This is a genomic window from Hymenobacter radiodurans (assembly GCF_004355185.1).
Classification (GTDB): Bacteria; Bacteroidota; Bacteroidia; order Cytophagales; family Hymenobacteraceae; genus Hymenobacter; species Hymenobacter radiodurans.
This window is the reverse complement of record NZ_CP037922.1, coordinates 4,136,147-4,158,037: the sequence shown is the minus strand read 5'-3', so window position 1 is coordinate 4,158,037 and position 21,891 is coordinate 4,136,147. Positions and strand designations below refer to the sequence as shown.

At 53.0% G+C, this 21,891-nt stretch carries 19 protein-coding genes, 1 tRNA gene and 3 pseudogenes; 12 read left to right on the top strand and 11 right to left on the bottom strand.

The window, feature by feature from the left end; translation table 11 throughout:
- Positions 1–126: 126 nt before the first annotated feature.
- The 7 genes and pseudogenes from EPD59_RS18880 to EPD59_RS18850 form a co-directional block, all read right to left on the bottom strand.
- Positions 127–1,155 carry a quinone-dependent dihydroorotate dehydrogenase gene (locus tag EPD59_RS18880; protein ID WP_133274134.1) on the bottom strand — a complete coding sequence of 343 codons (1,029 nt, stop codon included), beginning with the start codon at positions 1,153–1,155 and terminating at the stop codon, positions 127–129.
- An 18-nt stretch (positions 1,156–1,173) separates the two neighbouring features.
- A pseudogene (locus EPD59_RS18875) lies at positions 1,174–2,711 on the bottom strand (YifB family Mg chelatase-like AAA ATPase).
- 123 nt (positions 2,712–2,834) lie between these two features.
- Positions 2,835–3,434, bottom strand: coding sequence for a D-sedoheptulose 7-phosphate isomerase (lpcA, locus tag EPD59_RS18870; RefSeq protein WP_133274133.1), 600 nt, complete (start codon positions 3,432–3,434; stop codon positions 2,835–2,837).
- 2 nt (positions 3,435–3,436) lie between these two features.
- Positions 3,437–4,060 (bottom strand): hypothetical protein, encoded by a 624-nt coding sequence (locus EPD59_RS18865; RefSeq protein ID WP_133274132.1) that lies wholly within the window; start codon positions 4,058–4,060, stop codon positions 3,437–3,439.
- A gap of 231 nt (positions 4,061–4,291) precedes the next feature.
- Positions 4,292–6,132: pseudogene (locus EPD59_RS18860) on the bottom strand (ABC transporter ATP-binding protein).
- 48 nt (positions 6,133–6,180) lie between these two features.
- On the bottom strand, positions 6,181–7,329 hold the full coding sequence (locus EPD59_RS18855) for an NAD(P)/FAD-dependent oxidoreductase (RefSeq protein WP_133274131.1): 1,149 nt from the start codon (positions 7,327–7,329) through the stop codon (positions 6,181–6,183).
- 23 nt (positions 7,330–7,352) lie between these two features.
- The gene (locus EPD59_RS18850) at positions 7,353–9,161 is read right to left on the bottom strand and encodes a hypothetical protein (protein WP_133274130.1); all 1,809 of its coding nucleotides are present in this window, start codon (positions 9,159–9,161) and stop codon (positions 7,353–7,355) included.
- 217 nt (positions 9,162–9,378) lie between these two features.
- Here EPD59_RS18850 and EPD59_RS18845 point away from each other — a divergent pair, with 217 nt between their 5' ends.
- The 4 genes from EPD59_RS18845 to EPD59_RS21700 all read left to right on the top strand — a co-directional run bounded on the left by EPD59_RS18845 (position 9,379) and on the right by EPD59_RS21700 (position 12,044).
- The gene (locus EPD59_RS18845; protein WP_133274129.1) at positions 9,379–10,323 is read left to right on the top strand and encodes a GNAT family N-acetyltransferase; all 945 of its coding nucleotides are present in this window, start codon (positions 9,379–9,381) and stop codon (positions 10,321–10,323) included.
- Complete coding sequence (upp, locus tag EPD59_RS18840; protein WP_133274128.1) at positions 10,311–11,000, top strand: uracil phosphoribosyltransferase; 690 nt, start codon at positions 10,311–10,313, stop codon at positions 10,998–11,000. Before EPD59_RS18845 ends, upp begins: the two co-directional genes overlap by 13 nt.
- Before the next feature lie 150 nt (positions 11,001–11,150).
- Positions 11,151–11,615, top strand: coding sequence for a hypothetical protein (locus tag EPD59_RS18835; RefSeq protein ID WP_240731498.1), 465 nt, complete (start codon positions 11,151–11,153; stop codon positions 11,613–11,615).
- 255 nt (positions 11,616–11,870) lie between these two features.
- Entirely contained in the window at positions 11,871–12,044 is a 174-nt protein-coding gene (locus tag EPD59_RS21700; RefSeq protein ID WP_165963661.1) for a hypothetical protein, read from the top strand.
- Between the two features lie 22 nt (positions 12,045–12,066).
- Here the strand turns inward: EPD59_RS21700 and EPD59_RS18830 are convergent, their stop codons facing one another.
- Positions 12,067–13,479: a DEAD/DEAH box helicase gene (locus tag EPD59_RS18830; protein ID WP_133274127.1), complete on the bottom strand. Its 1,413-nt coding sequence runs from the start codon at positions 13,477–13,479 to the stop codon at positions 12,067–12,069.
- Between the two features lie 234 nt (positions 13,480–13,713).
- Between EPD59_RS18830 and EPD59_RS18825 the strand changes: the two genes are divergently transcribed.
- From EPD59_RS18825 to EPD59_RS18815, 3 genes are all read left to right on the top strand, one after another.
- Positions 13,714–13,787: transfer RNA gene (locus tag EPD59_RS18825), tRNA-His, on the top strand.
- Between the two features lie 99 nt (positions 13,788–13,886).
- Positions 13,887–14,816, top strand: coding sequence for a PfkB family carbohydrate kinase (locus EPD59_RS18820; RefSeq protein ID WP_133274126.1), 930 nt, complete (start codon positions 13,887–13,889; stop codon positions 14,814–14,816).
- 138 nt (positions 14,817–14,954) lie between these two features.
- On the top strand, positions 14,955–15,218 hold the full coding sequence (locus tag EPD59_RS18815; RefSeq protein ID WP_133274125.1) for a hypothetical protein: 264 nt from the start codon (positions 14,955–14,957) through the stop codon (positions 15,216–15,218).
- Positions 15,219–15,281: 63 nt separating this feature from the next.
- Here EPD59_RS18815 and EPD59_RS18810 read toward each other — a convergent pair whose 3' ends face one another.
- The 3 genes from EPD59_RS18810 to EPD59_RS22885 are packed head-to-tail and all read right to left on the bottom strand — an operon-like array spanning position 15,282 to position 17,812.
- Complete coding sequence (locus EPD59_RS18810; protein WP_133274124.1) at positions 15,282–16,067, bottom strand: hypothetical protein; 786 nt, start codon at positions 16,065–16,067, stop codon at positions 15,282–15,284.
- A 12-nt stretch (positions 16,068–16,079) separates the two neighbouring features.
- Complete coding sequence (locus EPD59_RS18805) at positions 16,080–17,360, bottom strand: M61 family metallopeptidase (RefSeq protein ID WP_240731497.1); 1,281 nt, start codon at positions 17,358–17,360, stop codon at positions 16,080–16,082.
- Positions 17,312–17,812, bottom strand: a complete 501-nt coding sequence (locus tag EPD59_RS22885) for a M61 family metallopeptidase (RefSeq protein ID WP_240731496.1) — start codon at positions 17,810–17,812, stop codon at positions 17,312–17,314. The genes EPD59_RS18805 and EPD59_RS22885 overlap by 49 nt, the downstream gene beginning before the upstream one ends.
- Positions 17,813–18,043: 231 nt before the next feature.
- Between EPD59_RS22885 and rpmH the strand changes: the two genes are divergently transcribed.
- The 5 genes and pseudogenes from rpmH (at position 18,044) to EPD59_RS18780 (ending at position 21,827) form a co-directional block, all read left to right on the top strand.
- Positions 18,044–18,202 (top strand): 50S ribosomal protein L34, encoded by a 159-nt coding sequence (rpmH, locus tag EPD59_RS18800; RefSeq protein ID WP_084444044.1) that lies wholly within the window; start codon positions 18,044–18,046, stop codon positions 18,200–18,202.
- A 43-nt stretch (positions 18,203–18,245) separates the two neighbouring features.
- On the top strand, positions 18,246–18,665 hold the full coding sequence (locus tag EPD59_RS18795; RefSeq protein WP_133274123.1) for a ribonuclease P protein component: 420 nt from the start codon (positions 18,246–18,248) through the stop codon (positions 18,663–18,665).
- Positions 18,666–18,692: 27 nt separating this feature from the next.
- A pseudogene (locus EPD59_RS24225) lies at positions 18,693–20,392 on the top strand (S41 family peptidase).
- Between the two features lie 138 nt (positions 20,393–20,530).
- Positions 20,531–21,217: a tRNA (adenosine(37)-N6)-threonylcarbamoyltransferase complex dimerization subunit type 1 TsaB gene (tsaB, locus tag EPD59_RS18785; RefSeq protein WP_133274122.1), complete on the top strand. Its 687-nt coding sequence runs from the start codon at positions 20,531–20,533 to the stop codon at positions 21,215–21,217.
- 100 nt (positions 21,218–21,317) lie between these two features.
- The gene (locus EPD59_RS18780) at positions 21,318–21,827 is read left to right on the top strand and encodes a DUF2480 family protein (RefSeq protein ID WP_133274121.1); all 510 of its coding nucleotides are present in this window, start codon (positions 21,318–21,320) and stop codon (positions 21,825–21,827) included.
- Positions 21,828–21,891 lie beyond the last annotated feature (64 nt).

Sequence of the window (21,891 nt, the reverse complement as noted above, 5' to 3'; positions counted from 1 at the left end):
TTATTTAGTCCGTCATGCAGAGCGGAGCGAAGCATCTCGCGTGCTGACGCAGGAGTACTACTCTTACTAAACACGCGAGATGCTTCGGCTCCGCCTCTGCATGACGGGCTTATTGATTAGAAAAGCTTACTGCACTAACGCTTGGTTAATGCGCTTCACCAGCGCCGGGCCTTCATAAATAAAGCCTGTATATAACTGCACCAACGCTGCGCCGGCCGCGAGTTTTTCCTGAGCATCGGCAGCCGAAAAAATGCCCCCCACACCAATAATTGGCAGTTCACCGTTCGATTTTTGGTGTAAATACCGGATTACCTCCGTGGCGCGCTGGCGCAAAGGGCGTCCACTCAGCCCGCCCGCGCCTAGCTGCTGTAGCTGCTGGGGGGCAATTTGCAGCCCTTCCCGACTGATGGTGGTGTTAGTAGCAACCAGGCCGCTCAATTTGGTTTCGCGGGCGATGAGCAAGATGTCATCGAGTTGGCCATCCGTCAGGTCAGGCGCGATTTTGAGCAGTAGCGGCTTGGGTTTGAGGCGGGCCTGGTTACGGCTCTGTACTTGCTGGAGCAAGTCGATCAGGGGGGCTTTTTCCTGAAGCTGGCGCAAATTGGGAGTGTTCGGCGAGCTGACGTTGACCACGAAGTAGTCAACTACATCAAAGAGCGCATCGAAACAGGCAATATAATCGGCGGCAGCATGCTCATTGGGCGTGTCCTTATTTTTGCCAATGTTGCCGCCAATAATCATAGACGAGCGTCGCTGACCAAGGCGCGCGGCTGCGGCCTCAGCACCTTCATTATTGAAACCCATGCGGTTAATAAGGGCCGCATCAGCCGGCAGCCGAAACAGGCGCGGGGTTGGATTGCCTGGTTGAGCCCGGGGCGTCACCGTTCCAATTTCCACAAAGCCGAAGCCCAGCGCCGCCAATTCATCGGTGAGGTAGGCGTTTTTGTCGAAGCCCGCCGCCAAGCCTACAGGGTTCTTGAATTTCAACCCAAAAACCTCTCGTTCTAAACTGGGGTGCTGGAAATCATAGAGGCGGCGCAGCAAGGCGGCTGTGCCCGGCACGCGGTAGCCGCGCTTGAGATTATCGAAAACAAAGTGATGAGCGCGCTCCGCGTCGAGTTGAAAAAGGAGAGGTTTGACGAAGCGCTTGTACATCGATCAGTTAGTTAAAAATTATCCGGCCCAGCCTTCGCGGTCTAAGCTTCGATATTGGATAGCCTCCGCCAAGTGCTCGATGCGAATTTCTTCGGTACCGGCTAAGTCAGCGATGGTGCGGGCTACTTTCAAAATGCGGTCGTAGGCTCGGGCAGAGAGGCCGAGGCGCTCCATGGCGGTTTTGAGCAGGGCGCGGCCCGCCGTATTTATCTGGCAGATATCCTTCACCATTTGCGAAGGCATCATGGCGTTGGAATGAATATCGGGAAAGTCTTTGAAGCGAGCATTTTGCACCTTCCGCGCCTTTTCTACTCGTAGCTGAATATCAGCGCTGCTTTCCGATTTGCGGGTTTCCGTCATCTGGTCAAACGTGACGGGCGTAACTTCTACGTGCAAATCAATTCGATCGAGGAGGGGGCCGCTTACCTTGTTAAGGTAGCGCTGCACCACCCCGGGGCCGCAAACGCATTCTTTCTCCGGGTGATTGTAGTAGCCGCAGGGGCACGGGTTCATGCTAGCAATAAGCATGAAGTTGGCCGGAAACTCAATGCTCACTTTCGCCCGCGAAATAGTCACGCGTCGTTCTTCCAGCGGCTGACGCATCACTTCCAGGACGGTGCGCTTAAACTCCGGCAGCTCATCCAGAAACAGCACACCGTTGTGCGAAAGCGAGATTTCGCCCGGCTGTGGATTACCGCCGCCACCTACGAGCGCCACATCCGAAATAGTGTGGTGCGGTGCCCGAAACGGCCGCGTTGTCAGCAAGGAGGCATTAGTGCCCAACTTACCGGCCACAGAGTGAATCTTGGTGGTTTCGAGCGCCTCCTGCATGGAGAGGAGTGGCAAAATGCTGGGTAACCGCTTAGCTAACATGGTTTTGCCAGCGCCAGGCGGGCCAATCATTATGGCATTATGCCCCCAGCGGCGGCTATTTCCAGCGCGCGTTTAATGTTTTCCTGTCCCTGCACATCGGCGAAGTCGGCAGTGTACTGGTTGACGCTGTGCTGAAATACGTCGCGGGTATCGATGCGCAGGGGGGCAATTTCCTCGCGCCCTTCGAAGAAGTCGATGGCCTGCTGCATGCTGTCCACCGGAATCACGTCGAGGTTGTTCACGATGGCCGCTTCTTGAGCGTTTTCGCGGGGCAAAATGAAGCCTTTGAAACCTTCTTTGCGGGCTTGAATAGCAATGGGCAATACGCCCCGTATGGGCCGCAAGCTGCCATCCAGCGCCAACTCACCCATAATAATATAGTCGCCGAGCTGCTCTGTATTTAGCTGCTGAGAAGCGTGCAGAATACCTAGCGCAATGGGCAAGTCGTAGGCTGAGCCTTCCTTGCGCACATCGGCCGGCGCCATATTCACGACCACCTTTGTGCGCGGCATCCGATAACCCCGAAACTTCAGGGCCGACTCAATGCGCTGCTGGCTTTCCTTAATAGCATTGTCGGCTAAGCCAACTACATAAAAATTGGTCCCCTGTGATACAACTACCTCAATTGTAATGGTATTGGCATTAACTCCCTGTACGGCTGAGCCGAAGGTTTTGGTAAGCATTGATAAAAACTAAATAGGATAAGATGAAAGCTGGATCAAAGATAGACACCAAAAAGCCGGCCTCTTTTGAAGCCGGCTTTTTTAACTGCGTTAATGAGAAGAAAGATAAGCTGATAAAACGTGCTAGCTCTCCGCTTTCTCGTTGACCAATTCCTCAATCAGCATAATCATGATGTGAATTGCCTTGATGTGAATCTCCTGGATTCGGTCGGCATAACCTGAATGCGGCGCCCGAATCTCGACGTCGCAGAGGGCCGCTAATTGCCCCCCATCTTTGCCCGTAAGTGCTACTACATATATTCCGGCAGCCTTCGCGGCTTCGGCGGCGCGTAAAATATTGGGTGAATTGCCACTGGTACTAATGGCCAGCAACACATCCCCGGGGCGACCTAGAGCTTGCACGAAGCGACCAAACACATGGTCGTAGCCATAGTCATTGGCTACACAGCTCATGTGTGAAGCCTCAGTGAGAGCAATGGCCGCCAAGGCGGGACGGTCGTGGCGGTAGCGGCCGCTGAGTTCCTCGGCAAAATGCTGCGCATCGCAGAGAGAGCCGCCGTTGCCGCAAGTCAGAATTTTGCCCCCCAGCCGCAAGCTCTCAGCCATAAGACGGGCCGCTTGCTCGATGGAAGTAAGGTTGGCTGGATCAGCTAGAAAACGGTCGAGGACTGTACGAGCTTCCGTGAGTTCGGCCTGAATGCGGTTGGTAAGCGAATTGGTCACTACTAAGGTTGGGAAGAAGGATACTGGGTGGTCCGCGGCGTCTCGAGGTCGGCGGCGGAAGCAGGCGGAACGTTGGAATGCGGTGGTGTCTCTACCACAGTAGGGTTGGGGGGCAAATTGGTACCCGGCGTCGGATCGGTAGGCACTACATATACCGGGTCGAGACGGGTGGTTGTAGTGGTCGTAGTAGCCGATGGTGCTGGAGCCGGAGTTGGTGTCGCAACGGGAGTTGGTGGTGTTACTGGGGTAACGGGCACAACAGGGGCCGTGGTGGTAGCGGGACGAGCGGGAGCCGATGTTGTAACCGGACGGGCCTGCAATTCCCGGTCGCGCTGCTCCATCTGGTGATCATAGAGGCGGGCTTTCAACTCGTTTACCTTACCTGCCTGACGGGAAAGGTCGCGCTGCAAGGCCACCTTGTACAGATTCTCTACAATCAGCTCTAAAGCCAGCAATACGGCTCCGATGACAAACATCGTATTGTAAAATGTTGCCAACCCTAAGTTGCCACTCAATCCCATTGATGACATCATAAAGTCGCGGGACGCGGGCATTAGGATGAACAGCAGCGCCAGGAGCAAATACACCATGACGACTACATTGACTAAGCGTTTGAAAGCAAGCATAGGAAGAGAAAGCTAAGTGGAAGAAAAGCCAGTGGTCGGACCACGCGTGGAAGCCACAACGGCGGGCTAAATATAGACCTTTACCCATTTTCGTCGCGTAGTGCAACCTTGGCACCATCTTGCTAAACGCAACCAAGCCTTCAACGGTTGAATTTAAGCGCCTTTTTCACGGTCTGGGGGCTTTTTCGGGGCGGTTGAACGTGAAGCTAATATTTATTTGTCACCCGAATTCTACACCAATAGGCCGTTGGTTTGCATGCTATTCAGGCGCTGATACAAGCCACCAGCATGCGCCAGCAACTCTTCGTGGGTGCCACGCTCCACGATGCGACCGTTCTGTAGCACCACAATTTCATCAGCGTGCTGCACGGTGCTTAAGCGGTGAGCAATGACCAGCGAAGTACGACTTTGCATCAAGCGCGTCAGGGCTTCCTGCACCAGCTTTTCCGACTCCGTATCGAGGGCAGAGGTAGCTTCATCCAGAATCAGAATGGGCGGGTTGCGCAGAATAGCGCGGGCAATACTGATGCGCTGCCGCTGCCCGCCCGAGAGGCGCGAACCCCGGTCGCCGATAAAGGTCTGGTAGCCTTCGGGGGTTTGCTGAATGAATTCGTGAGCGTTAGCAATCCTGGCCGCCTCTATCACCTGCGCTTCCGTGGCCTCCGTGTTGAAGCGAATATTATTGAAGATCGTATCGTTGAACAGAATGCTTTCTTGGGTCACGATGCCCATTTGCTCGCGCACAGAGTGGATCGTGCAGTCGCGCACATCGTGGCCGTCGATCAGAATTTGCCCCCCAGTGGGGTCGTAGAAGCGTGGCAGCAGGTCGGCCAGCGTTGACTTGCCACTGCCCGACGGTCCCACCAGCGCCACCGTTTTACCTTTCGGAATGATGAGGTTGATATCGGTGAGTACGGGCTGGTCGCCGTAGCTGAACTGTAAATTCCGCAGCTCGATCTGGTGCTCAAACGGCGGGAGTACGTGCGCGTCGGGTTTATCGCGAATAATAGGCTCCGTATCGACCACTTTCAGAATTCGCTCGCCGGCCACCAAACCCCGCTGAATGTAACTGAACGCCCCGCCCAGCGCCTTTACTGGTACCAATACTTGGGAAAACAGGATCAAATACCCGATAAAGTCGGACGCCGTCAGCTCCGACTCGCCCGACAGCACCAAAGTGCCGCCGTAGAATAGCAAGCCAGCCACGACGCCAACGCCCAAAAATTCGGAAATGGGCGACGACAAATCACGAGAGTTGGCCATGGCCCGCAGCGTGCGTGCGTACTCGTTGTTCTGCGCCCGAAACTTACCCAAAATGTAGGGCTGAGCATTGAAAGCCTTGATAACCCGAATGCCCCCAGCGTCTCGTCAATTACCGTCAGCATAGTACCCAGCGATTCTTGACTTTGGTGAGCTTGCCGCTTGAGCCGCTTGGAAATGCCCGAAATCAGCAAGCCCGACACTGGTAAAATAAGCAAAGTGAACAGCGTGAGCTTCACCGACATATACAGCAAAAGCACGAAGTAGGCCACGATAAACAGCGGGTCGCGGATGACGCCGGTTAGGGTGTTTACCACGGATCCTTCTACCTCCTGCACATCGTTGGTGAGGCGCGACATGAGGTCGCCCTTCCGCTCGCCCGAAAAGTAGCCGAGCTGAAGCTGCGTAATGCGCTCGTACAGCGCGTGGCGCATATTGCGAATCACGCGGGCCCGAACGCGGGCAATAAGGCGCAAGCCCAGATAGCGGAACAGATTGCTCAGAAATACCGAGACAATCAGAACCATACACACAAAACTCAGCGCGCCCAGCTTGCCACGAGAAAGCGTGACCTGCGTGAAGTAGTAATCGAACGTCGTCTTGATGTAGTCGATTGACAGCGCGAAGTCCGGTGGCGCGGTAGCGGTGGCAGTATGCTGCTCCGTAGTGCCGAATAGCACATTGAGCAGGGGAATGACCAGCGTAAAGTTGCAGAGTCCGAATATGATGCCGAGCACCGTATACAGAAAATACAGGGGCACGAAATCGGCGAACGGCCGCGCATAGCCCAGAATGCGGAGGTAAGTTTTCATGGAGGCCGCAAAGGTAAGGCATTAGCGCAGCCTACTGTTAATCGGCTTCTACCCGACCACTTTCAGCAGCCATTTCTTCACCCAGGCATTGCGGGCAAGGCCAAATCCCGCATTTACCAACCAAGGCTTGGTAGAAATAAACCGCATGAGCCGGTAGCTACGCGCCAGTTTCTTGCCTATTTGTTGATACACCGCTTGCTCGTACCAGCGCATTTGCGCCCCACTAAAGTCTTGCTGCTCAAAGCAGCGTATCGCTTGCTTGGCCGCTAGTATCCCGCTTTGAATAGCCGTATCGATGCCGTGCCCTTGCAACGGGTCGATCAGCGAGGCAGCGTCGCCGCAAAGCATGAAACGGTCGCCACTGATAGGCCGAGATTTGCCCCCCAGCGGTAAGCCAAAGCCACTTACTTCGCTTAGTTGGCTGGCCTGGGCAAAGCGTTTGGTTACCTGTGGATGCTCGCGAGTGATGGCCAGCAGCACTTTCTTTAAATCCACCTTTTGGGCTGCCACATCCGATGAGAGCATACCAAAGCCAACATTATATACGCCGTCGCCGACTGGAAATATCCAGAAATAACCGGCCAGATACTCGCGCAGGAAGTAAAACTCGGTAGTGGTTTCGTCGGTGTCGGTGAGACCCTGAAAGTAGGCGCGCACGGCTACGCACTGGTGGGCGCGGTCGAGGGGGCGTTTGGTGAGCTTGCGGGCAGCCACCGAGTTGGCGCCGTCGCAGCCAATCAGCAGCTGGCAGGTAAGCGGCGCCTGGTCGTTGGCGGGCAGCAGCGTGACTTGCTCAGCCGTGATGTGAATGCCTTTGACCGCAAAATCGAGCTGAACGTGCGTTGCGGTGTGCGCTTGCACCATCGCCAGCAGGCGCGCATCAAAGTGCAGGCGTGGGCTGTTGAAGGTTTGAATTTGCCAACGCACCCGGATATCGCCACCATCTGGGGCAAACAGCCGACTGTCGCGGGTTTCGGCTTTCTGCGGCAAGGCATACAACTCGTCATACAAAGCGGGCGAGAGCTGCCGAATAGCTTTGAGCGCTAAGCCCGGAATGGCGTCGCCGCAGACTTTATCACGCGGAAACTGGTCTTTGTCTATCAAGGCCACGCGCAAACCACTATGCTGCAACGCCAACGCGCACGCCGTACCCGCCGGTCCGGCCCCGAGAATAACGACATCATAGTGATTGGTCATGGAATAGCGGCCCGCAGGAGCTGTTAAAACTCGTGGAGGCGCTGCGCGATATTCCAGCGAAAAGCCAAAGACGGGTACACCGTGCTATTCGTTATATTATCTACGTCGGGGCTGGTTACGCGGCGCATAATCAGCTTCGCATCCAGCCATACGTTATGGCGGGCCTGATACGTGGCGGTAAAATCGGTGTGGATAAGATTGGTTTGGATGCCGTCGCCCACTCGGAAATCTTCTGTGCGCACGTTGCCATTTTCTAGGAGCGGACGATTGGTGTAGGGCAGCCGTACATTGCCACCGTAATTGATTAGGAAGCCGTTTTCGTCCACCACATCGTTGCCCTGCACGGTGTAGAATCCTTTGGCTACTAAGTTCAAACGGGGTAGGGGTTGGTAGCTGATAATACCAAGCAACTCCACCAAATTGCCCCCCATGGGGTGAGCCAGGGGTTGATTATAGTGCTGATAGTTGCGGTACTGGTCGAGGTGCTGATAGGTGTAAGGCCGGATATAGTTGACCTCGCCCTGAAAATCAAGGTTTTGGATACCCGCTACATTCAGGTAGCGGCCGCCAAGCTGTACGGATTGCTTGTTACGCCACGAGCCTTTGCCTGCCCGCGCCTCACTGATAACGAACTCATCCAGCACTACCTGCCCGTACAATTGCAACCGCCGCTTAATATTCCACTTGAAATCGAGGCCCAGCAAGGCATTGTCATTGGAGCCAATAGCCTGCTCCACAGATCGATAGAAGATGATCGGGTTGAGGTACTGCAACTCATAGCGGCCCTTGCCCCGCCCAAATACCACTGACTCAAATACGCCTACATTGAAATTAGGCGCCAGATCGAGGCTGAGGTGATGAAGCGCGAAGTACTTCTTTTGATAAATAGTGTCTTGGTTGGCCTTTTCAGCCGTCATCTCCGCAAATAGGTTCTGGTAATTGAATTTCCAGATGCGGGTATTCACCTTTAAAAACAGGTAAGGCGCCGCGTAGTCCGACAGAATAAGCGAGCGGTAGCCATTGCCGATGGTGTTGCGGTCGTAGCCAAACTGGAGGTTGATATGCTTGCTGGCGGCGTAAGTGAGGTAGCCGCGCCCCGACAGAAAGTCGTACTGGTCGGAGCGGTTTTTATAGGTTTTCCAGAAAGCCTCATGCGGCACGATATTGTCGCGCAGTACTCGTTGCTGCACATAAAATGGTGCTGCTGTCTGATTATCGGCCAAAAATGTATAGAAACCCAGCTTTTCGTCGATGGTACCTTCTACCTGCACGCCGCGCGTATTGAGGTAGCGCAGGCCGTCAATGTCGGTGTCGCGGCCTACGGAGAGGTTGGCTACCGGATTCACGCGCAAGGTGAAGCTAGGTGTTTCTACATGGAAAAAATCGGACTGATTGCGGTAAAACCGCCCCAATACCGGCTTTTTCGACGTATTGGCAGCAATATCTTGCTTCGTGTACTGCCAGTTGTCGCGTAATAAGTAGTCAGCATTGAATCGGTCGGCGCGAGTGATACCCACGGTGGTGCTGTCGCGAAGAATGCGCTCAGCTAAGCGGGCTACGCTAGCGCGGGTATAAGGCCGTACGGAAGTATGCGGGTCGTTGAGCGAATCGGGGCCGAAGAGAATAGTATAGCGGTCGATAAGCCGATACACATCGCTGTCGAGTGGCACATAGGTAGTGCCTTGCACATCACTTTGGGGTTGAGCCGGAACCGCAGGCTTGGCGCCCAGCGTGTCGATGCGGAGATAAGTGGGGCCAGTTGGGTTTACCTGGGCAACGGCCTGACCAGCCAGAAAGCTCAACGCTGTGAGCAGCAATAACGATTTTCTCATACTACTTAGTAGGACCAAACGACCACTGAGGCGTCCGGCTGTACAAAACTACGCACTTGGGGGGCAAATTAGGTTGAGCGCGAAAATCGATCCGGCTTCGCTGCGTAAAAGACGTGTTGGCTGGCTTACTGAAACTTTTTGCCCTAAAATAGCCCCCAATGCCGTGCTCCTTTGCTTCAGGTTGCCGTACTAAGTCTGGTAATTTTCAAATTTGCCCTTGCTGCTTCGTTATCTCCGCCATTCTGAACTAGACCTATCTGCCTGGGAAGCTTGCATTGCGGCCGCGCCCCAGGCATTGCCGTATGCGTGCGCCTGGTGGCTAGCGGCTACGGCTGGTCGTTGGGATGCGGTAGTGGAAATGAAGGAAGATATCGGCACTTACGCCTCTGTATTTCCGCTGCCCCTTAAAACACGCCCCTGGGGCCGCGACGTGTATCAGCCGCATTTTACGCAGCAGCTTGGCCTGATAACCACTGCCGCCAGCCGCCACCGTAATGTGCTCGACTATCTGGCTTTGCTGCCCGCAGGTCGTTTTGCGCATCTGTACTTGCAGTTGAGCACTCAAAACGAACTAGTAGCTGCGCCGCCCGGCTTCAAACTGGCTCCGCGCCAAACCTATCAGCTCAATCTGGCGCCCGTTTATGCTACGTTGCTTGCTGGCTATTCTCCCGACTACCGCCGCCGTCTAGGTCGTAATCAGGAGCAGCCCCAGCCTTTAGTAGTTACCGAAACGATGTCGGCGGCGGCTGTTATTCAGTTGTTCAAAAAGGAGAAAGCGGCTGTGGGGTTGAAAAGCCAGGAATATCAGCACTTGGCGGCTTTGGTAGAAGCGTTACCGACGCATAGCCGATTGCTGATACTGGAAGTGCGGGCCCCGGATAGCGGTGAGTTGCTAGCTGGGGCATTGTTTGTTTACCATGCCCATGTGATCATTTATTTGTTTGCTGCCACCTCACTGGGGGGCAAAAAAGTTGGTGCCCCGCTACTACTGCTCGATCATGTAATTCAGCGCTATGCAGGCTCGCCCGGCTTGGTCCTGGATTTTGAGGGCGGGATGATTCCTTCTATTGCTCGTTTTTTCGCCAACTTCGGCGCCACGCCCGTGCCTTACGCGGCCCTCACTCAAACCCGCCAACCCTGGTATCTGCAATGGATGCGCTAAACCCTACGCCCGAAGCTACTCCCGAACACTCCCAGCGTGTGCACATCGTGTGCGCCGAGCCTTCCATTGCAAATCATTTTTTGGCCGAACTGCGTGATGTGGACGTGCAGCGCGACAGCCTGCGTTTTCGGCGCAACCTTCAGCGGTTAGGTGAAATCATTGCGTATCGTATCAGTTCTTTGCTGAGCTATACTGATAAGGCGGTACAAACCCCGCTGGGCACGGCCAATAGCCAGCAGCTCCGTGACTTTCCGGTGCTAGCTACCGTGTTGCGGGCGGGCTTGCCTTTTCATCAGGGCTTTCTCAATTATTTCGACCAATCGCCCAGTGCTTTTGCCGCCGCCTACCGCATAGAAGGTACCTCACAAGTACAAGTGCAGGTCGATTATCTGGCTGCCCCTTCCTTGGACGAGCGAGTACTTATTCTAGCTGATCCAATGTTGGCTACAGGCAAATCGTTGGTACTTACGTATAGAGCAATGTTACGCTTTGGCACTCCTCGGCAGGTACACATTGCGGCCGTTATTGCCAGCCCGGAGGGCGTAGCGTATGTAACCCGCGAAATCCCAGAGGCTACACTCTGGGTAGCAGCCGTTGATGAAGGCCTCAACGCCCAGGCCTACATTATGCCCGGCCTCGGCGACGCCGGCGACCTATCATATGGAAGCAAATTGTGAGCAGAAGTCAGTTTATGAGATATCAGCTTTACTAACACGACAATAATCTGTCAACGTATACGGAACCAAAGGTGGCGCAAGCTTCGTGTTACCTTTACGCCCGAAGCTGTTGGCCGTCTTTGTCATTCAAGCTGTAACTACCTCTTGCTCGTGCTACCCGAACTTGCCAAAGAATTGGCCCAATATGCTTCTGTTTACCTGCTGAGCACTCTTAAGTTCTTTGCAGGCCCAATTGCGGGCACGGCGGCGGGCTTATCTTTCATACTCACTTGGGGGCTTACCGTGGCTGGCATGATGACTAGTGTCATTATTGTGTCGGGGGTGGGCCGTGCTTGGGCGCTGCACATTCGGAAGCGGCGTCAGCGTAAAGGAAAGCCCATATTCAGTAAGCGCAGCCGCCGTATTGTGAGCATTTTTCGCCGCTTCGGAATGCCCGGTATTGCTTTCCTGACGCCCATTTTGTTTAGCCCTATCCTCGGTACCGTCATTGCTACCCAATTGCACGTGCCCCGTTCACGGATCTTACTCCATATGCTGTGGAGTGCAGCTCTATGGGGCGTTGCGCTCACCTTCATGACTATTCAGTTCAGTCATTTGCCCATTTTTCGTCACTAACGCTACAGCTGCGAGATATAACTACGTAGAAATGCCCCCCAGACCGACGGTCTGGGGGGCATTTCTACGTAGATAAACAAAGGCTAAAATACCCTGAAGTGGGTATTGCTTAACAGTAGATTATGGTGTTGCTTTGATGTGAAGTAAGCTATAAATATTTGTGCTTTAGACAGTTCGATTTTGTCTAGTGTCTTATTATATTTAGCTCTATCTGTTGTTTGTATCTAGCTTCCTGTTCTTCTCATCGTTGCTGCTATGAAACCTCAATCCTTCACCTTGCAAGGCCGTTCTTCAACGATACACGAACGGACGGCGGCCGCTCCTGTATTGGTTTTTTTGCACACCAATGCCCTAGGTGCCAGGGTGTATTTGCCGCTATGCGAAGAAACCGTGCGGGCTGGTTATCGCCTGATGGCTTGCAGCGAGTAAACTGGAAGTGTAAAACCTGATTTTATTTGCGACGATTGCGAGCCTTGGCTACCGCTTTCTTCGCCGGCGACGACGACCGTCCCTTGGACGGATTCGCTTTGCGTCCTTTTACGCTCCGGTTCGGGCCTTCTACATAAGGCAAACCAGTGCGCTTGTCAATATCTTTTTGCAGCGGAACCTTCTTCTCGTGGAATGCGCCCTTGAAGTTCGGGTCGAGGCGGCGACGACGATCATCAATCTCCCGATCCATGCCTTGCTGTTCATCAAAGGCGGTAGCGGCCACCGTTACGTCCGGCGGCAGAGGTAATTCCGGAATAGTTTGATTAATAAGCTCTGCAATGCGACCCATGTGGTGCATTTCGGCGGCGTTAGCAAACGTAATGGCGGCTCCCGTGTGCTGGGCCCGACCCGTGCGGCCAATACGATGCACGTAGTCGTCGTAAATAAGTGGTACATCAAAGTTGATGACGTGGCTTACTTGTGGTACGTCGATACCGCGGGCCGCTACATCAGTGGCTACTAGGAAGCGTAGCTCGCCGTTGCGAAATGCATCCATCGCGTTGATCCGCACATTCTGGCCTTTGTTGCCGTGAATAGCGCGTACCTCACCCGTGCTTTTGCGACCCAGAAAGTGGGCCACATTGTCGGCGTGCTCCTTGGTGCGGCAGAAAATCATGACGCGGTTAAACTCCTCCTCATCGCGCACCAGATGGCCCAGCAAGTTGATCTTGGTGAGCAGATTAGGCACCTGATACATCGTCTGGCTGACGTTTTGGGCCGATGTGGCCGCCGGCGTCACTTCCACTCGCACCGGAAACTCCAGAAACTCTTCACTCAGGGTTGCTACCTTATCCGGCATGGTAGCCGAAAACAGCACGTTCTGCCGCTTGGTCGGAATAACTTCCAGAATACGCCTGATCTGGGGCATAAAGCCCATATCCATCATTTTGTCGGCCTCGTCGAGCACTAAGGTTTTCAGCTCTTTCAAGACCAACTCGCCCTTCAGGTAAAGCTCTAGCAGGCGGCCCGGCGTGGCAATAAGAATATCAACGCCCTGAGCTAAGGTTTCAATCTGCGTTTTGGGGCCCAAACCACCATAAATAGCGTAAATCCGCAAGTCGGTTTGGGTAGCGAGGCGCTTTAAGTGCGTTTCGAGCTGAATAGCCAATTCACGGGTGGGGGCCAAAATCAAGGCTCGGGGATGGATACCCTGCGCAAATTTCACTTTCATGAGCAAGGGCAAACCAAAAGCGGCGGTTTTGCCAGTGCCCGTCTGCGCGATACCGAGCACATCGTGCCCGGCAAGGAGAAGCGGAATAGTTTGCTGCTGAACCGGGGTTGGCTCTGTAAAGCCTGCTTCAGCCACGGCCGTAAGTAGCTGCTTATTGAGCTTGAAATCGGCAAAGGAAATGGGTGGGGGCGTGGCGTCGGACATGATAAAAAAGCTAATGCGAAAGACAAAGGTACATGACTCTGGTAGGAGCTCGACACGGCACAGCTAATCGTTGGCTGGCACTGGGGGGCAAAATTGATAGTTTGAATAGGTGATATAAACGCTAAATGAGTGATGACGCATTTTTAGGAACTATGGATTAGCGTAAAAAAACTCACGTATATTTTTTGAATAACCCCAACAGACCGCTACTTTTGTCCCTCCATTACCCATATGGTAGGCATAGCTCAGCTGGTTAGAGCATCGGATTGTGATTCCGAAGGCCGTGGGTTCGAGCCCCATTGCTTACCCTAAAAAGGTCCCCGAAAGTTTTTCCGGGGACTTTTTTTTTGTTTGTGCCGTTGTCAACTTCAAATCATCTGCTTGAATCACTTTTATTCCCTCTTCTTATGAGTCTGGTAGTTATCGGTTCGGTGGCGTTCGATGCCCTGGAAACGCCTTTCGGCAAAACTGACAAAATCATCGGTGGCGCAGCTACTTATATCACGCTGTCAGCTTCTTACTCCGTAAAGCCGGTGAAACTAGTGGCTGTAGTAGGCGACGATTTTCCGCAGTCGGATGTGCTGTTATTGCAAGAGCACGGCGTAGATACAGAAGGGTTGCAGATAAAAGAAGGGGAGAAGTCGTTTTTCTGGTCGGGTAAGTATTCGACGGATCTGAATTCGCGCGAAACCTTGCAGACGGAACTGAATGTGCTGGCCGATTTCGACCCAATCATTCCCGATTCTTATCAGGATTGCAAATACCTGATGCTGGGGAATCTAACGCCCCAAGTGCAACGCTTGGTTATTCAGCGCCTCGTTAATCGGCCCAAGCTGATTGTGCTGGACACCATGAACTTCTGGATGGATGTGGCGCTCGAAGAATTGCTCACGACCATCGAGATGGTGGATGTGCTAAGCATTAATGATGAGGAGGCTCGCCAGCTTTCCGGTGAGTACTCGCTGGTAAAAGCGGCTCGCAAGATCATGGCCATGGGTCCTAAGTATTTGATCATCAAGAAGGGTGAGCACGGTGCGCTACTGTTCTGCAAGAACAAAGTCTTCTACGCGCCAGCATTGCCCTTGGAAGAAGTATTCGATCCAACCGGCGCCGGCGACACTTTCGCAGGCGGCTTTATCGGCTACCTTGCTGCCACCGATGATATTAGCTTCGACAACATGAAGCGCGCCGTGATTCACGGCTCGGCAATGGCTTCGTTTTGCGTAGAGAAGTTTGGTACAGAGCGTTTGGTGAATTTGACCAAAGAAGAAATCGAAGCTCGGGAGCGTCAATTTGCCGAATTGGTAAACGTAGAGCCGATTAGCATAGAAGCGTAAGTTCGGGTAAATTAAAAAAGCCCCCAGCCACCAATGCTGGGGGCTTTTCTATGTATTTGCCGCAGTTCTTCGGGCAACTAAATACTGCTAAGCTGGGTAAAAGAGGGAAGTAATCTTCTCACCCTTAGCTCTACTCTCATGGCAGAAAATAAGAAGCCCTCGAAGAAGAAATCTGTAGCCTCCGATTCGCCGCAGAATGAACTGAATTCTGTAGCCCCGGACATGAAGGGTGGCTCCAACAGCGGCGGAACGAAAGTGCAGAATGCTAACCAGAATATACTGACTGAAGCAGGCAACGACATCAAGAACAATACCCCCGGCGGTAACGTCAACGAGGTACGTTCGGCTCGTACTAATAAGCCTCGCAGCAACCCCAATCCTACCCAGCAAAAAGCGAAGTAAACATTGGTATAATTTATAAAAAAGCCCCCAGAGCTAGTTCTGGGGGCTTTTTTGTGGCTCAATCTACTGGGGTAGCAGCAGGCGCGCATATTTGATCTGAGGAGTGCTGTCGGGGTAATACTGGCGGATGATGAGCGTTTTGTCATTCAGCCAGCGTACTTCCTCTGGTCCCCAGGTATTCACTACGCGGTTCCAGCGCAACATAGGAATTCCACTTTCCAAGGACCAAACCTCCAACCCATTAGGCGAATAGCCGGCTTCCATATCGGAGTTGAATGCGACCAAATGCGTACCGTCGGGCGCCAATACCGGCCGCCCCCACAGCTGGGTGCGTCGCCCAGTGTGTTGGTTTATTAGAAGTACAAACCCTGACTCCCAACGCGTGACGTCTAGCACCCAAAAGTCGCTCTTATCAAGAGGACCGCGGAAGCGGTAGATGACGTGTTTTTCTTCGTCCGGATCGGTTATATTATTCGTTAGCGTAAGTGTACGACCATTCTTGAGTGTAAGGAGGAGTTGATCAGCACGGCGTTGGGCACGGCCCCCGGCTAGCTGAATATATTTCTGTTCGGTGGTGTCGGTGTCAATGCCACTGAGGCGAGCGAATTCGGCTTCACGAGCTGGACTAAGCTGCGCTATACTGCCGTTGCGAAGCCGAAGTGTGTCAGTCTCCGAGCGTAGAACCTTGGCCGCGGGAGCCGCCGTTGCGGAGGTAGCGGGGGGCAAAACCTTCGGCTCGACGGCCGCAGTAGGTGGTCTTGCTTGAGTTTTCTCAACTTCTTGAGGACTGCTGTCGCAGCTGATCAGCAGGATTCCCCCCAGCGTAAGAATAATGGGATACAAGTTCATATAAGAATAAAATTAGAAATCTTGCTTGAGCCACTGGCGAAAGCTCACCTGCTGTTCCGGCGTAGCATCGGGGCGTTTTTCAACAGTAATCTTAGGCCAAAAACGCTTGCTCGGCTCGGCTACCAGCAACACCGTAAGCAGGCGGCTCTGACGAAACACGCTTACTTCATAGCTAGGGGCCCCGCTGTTCAGCAGTACCTGTAAGTTCATCTGAACCCGTTGCCCGTTCACGGCTATTATCTCATCATCAACAGTAAGAGCCGCGGCTGCAGGTGAGTGGGGTGAGATGTTCGTTACTTCTGTTCGCTCGTTTTTGAGAATGGTTTTAAAGCCAAATACGCCTTCCGCGGCCGATACGTTTTCCTCTTGCAACAGCGTGCACCCCACAAAGTGTAAAGCTTTGGTCAGAGGCTCTTCCAACGGGGCTGTACCGTAAATAAAGCTGTCGAAGTATTGCCGCATGGGCCGGCCGGCTACTTCTTCAACTAAGCGGATATAGTCGTCCTCAGTGTAGCCTACGCCGGGTTGGCCAAATTCCAGCCACAGCCGCCGCAATACATCGTCGAGGCTGCGCTGATGCTTAGAAAGTTGTCGCAACGCCAGATCCAACAGTAAAGCCACCAACGCTCCTTTATGATACACCGATACTTTACGGTCGGGCACGCCATTCTTGTAGCCATCCAGCCAAAGGTCGACCGAGGCATCGGCTAGCGACAGGTTGAAGCGGCCATCGTCTTCATAATGCTTGCGCAGCACAGTGTTTAGCTCATGAAAGTATTGCTCCGCCGTGCGCACGCCACTTCGCGCTAATAGGTACTCTCCGTAATAAGTTGTGATGCCTTCGGCGATATAGCAGGTGCGGAAGTACTGCTCCTGCGTATAATTATAGGGTAAAAGCTCAGCCGGCCGGATGCTTTTGATGTTCCACGTGTGAAATAATTCGTGGCAGCTTACGCCCAACAGTTCTTTATACAACACGTCTGTCATGAGCAGTTGCGCAGGTCCCAGCGTGATAACCGTAGAGTTGGTGTGCTCAACGCCGTGGTAATGACTGTACGGCAGTATTTGATTGAGAAAATGGTAGTCAGCTACCGGAAAGCTGTCGAATAAGCTCAATTGCTCTTCTGAGAAAGCTGCGAAATCTTGGAGCAGGCGTGGCCAATCAGGGTCACATTCGCCCTGCACCCAGACGTGAAATGGTATGCCCTGCGCTTGGTATTCATGGTGCTGCAGCGTAGGACTAGCTATGAGCGGACACTCGATAAGGTGCTCAAAACTATCAGCTTGTAGCATGTGGGGGCTTTTTGGGGCAAACCACAGGCAATTTGATAGGTTTCGGGCAGCTCCAATGTCAACTCGCAAGGCTCCTGCTGACGACCCTCAACGTACATAAAGCATTGCACGCCATTTATGTACAACTGACTTTCATCGAGCCAAGAGCCGCCCGCATCCATCTGATGAGCATAGAAGTTGTAGCGCACCCTGACTGTGCGGCCGGCTGCACCCGGCACTTGCCAGCGGTCTTTGGTGAGCTTGCGATAGGGGAGAACCTCGCCCGAATCAGCATCATCTACTACCACCCGCTGAATTTTTTGCGCGAAGTTCTGCAGCTCATACCGACCGGGACGCCACGCGGGCAACTGCAACTCTATCGGTTCGGTCGCTTCGGCCGGCACTGTAAGCGTCAGCTGAATTTGCAGATAAAAGGTAAGCGGATTCTCAAATGAGACGTGGTAGTGAATCATAAAGGAAAGGTATGCTTTGCGGCTGAAGTGTACGTTGGTACTTCAAAAACGAAGTAGGGTGCGGAGGTTAAATGTATACGAAGCGGATCTGCCTATAAGCTCAAGGACATGCTGGAAGGCCTTTAATAAGACTTAAAGCCAACAGAGCCGATACTACTTTTTCATACTGTTTGGCATTTACAAATGAACGCCTTACCTTTGCCGGCCATCCCCGAATAGCATTCCAAGACGATGAAAAGAACATTTCAACCCTCGCAGCGCAAGCGCCGCAACAAGCACGGTTTCCGCTCACGCATGGAAACCGCCAATGGCCGCCGTGTACTGGCCTCCCGCCGCGCCAAAGGCCGCAAGCGCCTAACGGTATCCGACGAGGGTCGTCATAAGCGCTAAACCGCTGACGGCTCCCGCCGATTCGCCCCAGCCAGCCATATCTATGCCGCCGGGCGCGCGCTCCTACTCATTTCCGAAAGAAGAACACTTGTGTCGCAAAAAGCTCATTGACGAGCTTTTCGGCCGGGGTTCTTCTTTTGGTTTGTACCCATTGCGGTTGGTCTGGCTGCCTGCACCTGCGCCTACTACAACTCCGCCCCAAGTGCTGGTGAGCGTATCGAAGCGCTCCTTTAAGCGAGCCGTGGACCGCAACCGCCTCAAGCGTCTCATGCGCGAGGCATACCGATTAAATAAATACCGTTTGCTGGAGGCCCCTGGGGGGCATTCTGTTGCGTTGCTGGGGATTATCTATTCGGGCAAGGAAAAAAAGCCTTTCGCGCTGGTTGAAAAAAAATTAATTTCAGGGCTGGAGCGTTTGCTAACTGATGCAACCCCTACCGTTGAGGTAGTGCCTGTATCGTAGGTTGTTTTCCACGCTTTCAGCCTTTTTATGCGCAAAAAATATCTGGCCGGCCTGGTCTTAGGTGGGGCCACGTTGCTCGTCTCTTTCCGCAGTGCCTCTGATAATGAGCGCTACTTCGAGATTGCCAAGAACCTCGACATTTTCGCGACCTTATTTAAGGAAGTGAATACGTACTACGTGGACGAGATAACGCCCGCGAAAATGGTGAAAACAGGTATCGACGCGATGCTTAAGTCGCTCGACCCGTACACCAATTATATCCCAGAGGACGATATCGAGGACTTCCGCTTCATGACCACTGGGCAGTACGGCGGCATTGGGGCGTTGATATCAAAGCGGGGGACAAAAACCATTGTGCAGGCGGCCTATGAAGGCTCTCCAGCCCAGAAAGCAGGTTTGCTGCCCGGCGATGAGATTATTACTATCAACGGAATCAACGTAGCCACCAAAAACAACTCCGACATTAGTAAGCTGCTGAAAGGCCAGGCTAACTCGGTGGCCAAGCTGCTCGTGACGCGCTATGGGCAGGATGTGCCAACAGAAATCAATATCACTCGTGATAAGATTCAGGTAGAGAATGTGCCGTACTACGGCATGCTAACGCCTGACATCGGCTATTTTCAGTTGGCTGGCTTTACCATTGACGCTGGTAAGGAAGCACGTTTGGCGGTAATGAAGCTGAAAGAGCAGGGTGCCAAGAAAATCGTATTCGATATACGCGACAATCCGGGGGGTTGCTCAATGAAGCCGTTAACGTATCTAACCTCTTTGTGAATAAGGGCTTGGATATTGTGAGCACCAAAGGCAAAGTCACGGACTGGAACAAGACCTATAAAGCGCTCGACGCGCCTCTGGACACGCAGATGCCGGTAGTAGTGCTCACTAGCAACCGCTCTGCCTCCGCCTCTGAAATCGTGTCTGGTGTGCTCCAGGATTATGACCGGGCTGTGTTGGTTGGTAAGCGAACGTTCGGTAAAGGGCTAGTGCAGGCTACGCGGCCTTTGTCATATAATTCGCAGCTAAAAGTCACGACAGCCAAGTATTACATTCCTAGCGGGCGCTGCATTCAGGAAATAGACTACGCTCATCGGGCTGATGACGGCAGCTTGGGAAAGGTGCCTGATTCCTTGCGCACCGCTTTCAAAACGACTAGCGGTCGGGTGGTGTACGATGGCGGCGGCGTGGCCCCCGACGTAGAAGTGCAGGAGCGCACGATTGCCGATATTACCCGGGTGCTGCTACAGAAGAACTATCTATTTGATTACGCTACCCGCTACCGCGCTGCTCACGCAACTTTGCCCCCCGCCCGCGAATTCCATCTCTCAGATGCTGAGTACCAGAAGTTTATTCAGTTTTTAGGCGGAAAGGATCTGAGCTATTCTACGGATATGGAAAAAAGCCTCGCTCAGTTGAGTAGCAGGGCAAAAGAGGAAAAACATTACGACGACGTAAAAGCCGAGATTGAAGCCATCCGTCGTAAGGTTTCTACCAACAAGAGCAACGACTTAACCCGCTTCAAACCCGAAATTCGGGAGTTATTAGAGCAGGAAATCGTATCGCGCTACTACTTCCAAAAAGGTCAGATCGAAGCTAGCTTTGATGATGATCCGGATATTCTGATGGCGCTGAATGTGTTGAATGATCAGGCGCGGTATACGGCACTCCTAAAGCCAGGTACGCCCGAGGCTAAATCACGGCCGGAGGTGAAGAAAACAGGGGAGAAGTAGCCTTAAAGTAGTTTAGGATAAGCAAAAGCAGGCTCCGTAGGGGCCTGCTTTTTTAGTTACACCCGCCGCAAGGCGAAATTCATCCGATCAGCATCGTGCTTCTTTCCAGTTGTACCTTTGCACAAATAGCCTTGGCACATGCTTATTCTTTCCCTCGAAACCTCTTCTTCTGTGTGTTCTGTGGCCGTACACCAAGCTGGTGTTCTATTAGGCCAAGCGGAACTACGACTCGAAAAGTCACACTCGTCGCACCTAAGCCTGTTAATTAATCAGTTGCTGGAAAACACAGGCCACGCACTGCAAGACGTGGCGGCAGTGGCTTTATCCGATGGGCCCGGCTCGTATACAGGGCTGCGGATAGGTGGGGCGGCTGCCAAAGGATTATGCTTCGCCCTAAATATTCCGTTGCTGGCGATTAGTACGTTGCAGGCTTTGGCTTGGCAAGTGGCCGCTTATACTGCGTCGCCCGAAACTTATCTGTATTGCCCTATGCTGGATGCACGGCGTATGGAGGTCTATACTGCCTTATATACCCCCGACAGTCAGGAAATTTTGCCCCCCACCGCCCTCGTGTTAACTCCCGATGCGCTAGCCGAACAATTAGGTGGGCATCGTGTGTTATTCTTTGGCAACGGAGCAGTTAAATTTCAGTCGCTGCTAGCTGAGCAACCCAATGCCGGTTTTCTAGCGGGTATCGAGCCATCGGCGGTGGCGGTAGGCGCTTTGGCTTGGGGGGCATTTCAGCGTCAGGAGTTTAGAGATGTTGCGTATTACGAGCCTTTTTATCTAAAGGAAGTGTATACAACCACTCCGAAGGCGAAGTAAAAAGTTGTGGAAACAATGCAACGGCGCTCCTAAGCCATATTGTTAAGAGTAGCTGAACAAAATCATTGCACCAATTTGAAGCCCTCTGGGCCTTATTTATATGGAAGAAATCATCAATCGCGTAGCACAAAGCGCCCTCACGACGCTTAATCTTGAATTGCTGCTACATCCCGGCGAGCGTGTGGTGTATGATATTAAAGACAACTTGTTTCAGGGGCTTATCCTGCGCGAAAAGGACTTTCGCGAATTCGTTAAGACCCATGACTGGAGTCAGTATGACGGTAAAAATGTAGCTATCATCTGCTCGGCCGATGCTATTGTGCCTACCTGGGCTTATATGTTGTTGGCCACAAAACTCCAAGGGCACGCCCATCGGTACATATTCGGCAACTTAGAAGCCTTGGAGCAGGAGTTGTTTCAAGAAGCCATTGCCGCCATCGATGCCGAAGAGTATCGCGACGCGAAAGTGGTAGTGAAGGGTTGTGGCAATATCCCAGTACCAACGTATGCCTACGTCGCTATCATGCAAAAGCTCCTGCCGGTAGCAGCCAGCATGATGTATGGCGAGCCGTGCAGCACCGTGCCATTATATAAGCGCCCTAAGGTATAAGTGCATTCAGTTTAGATCATATCTCTTACTATAGAGTGCGCATTTTGCGCTATGCATTGTGCTT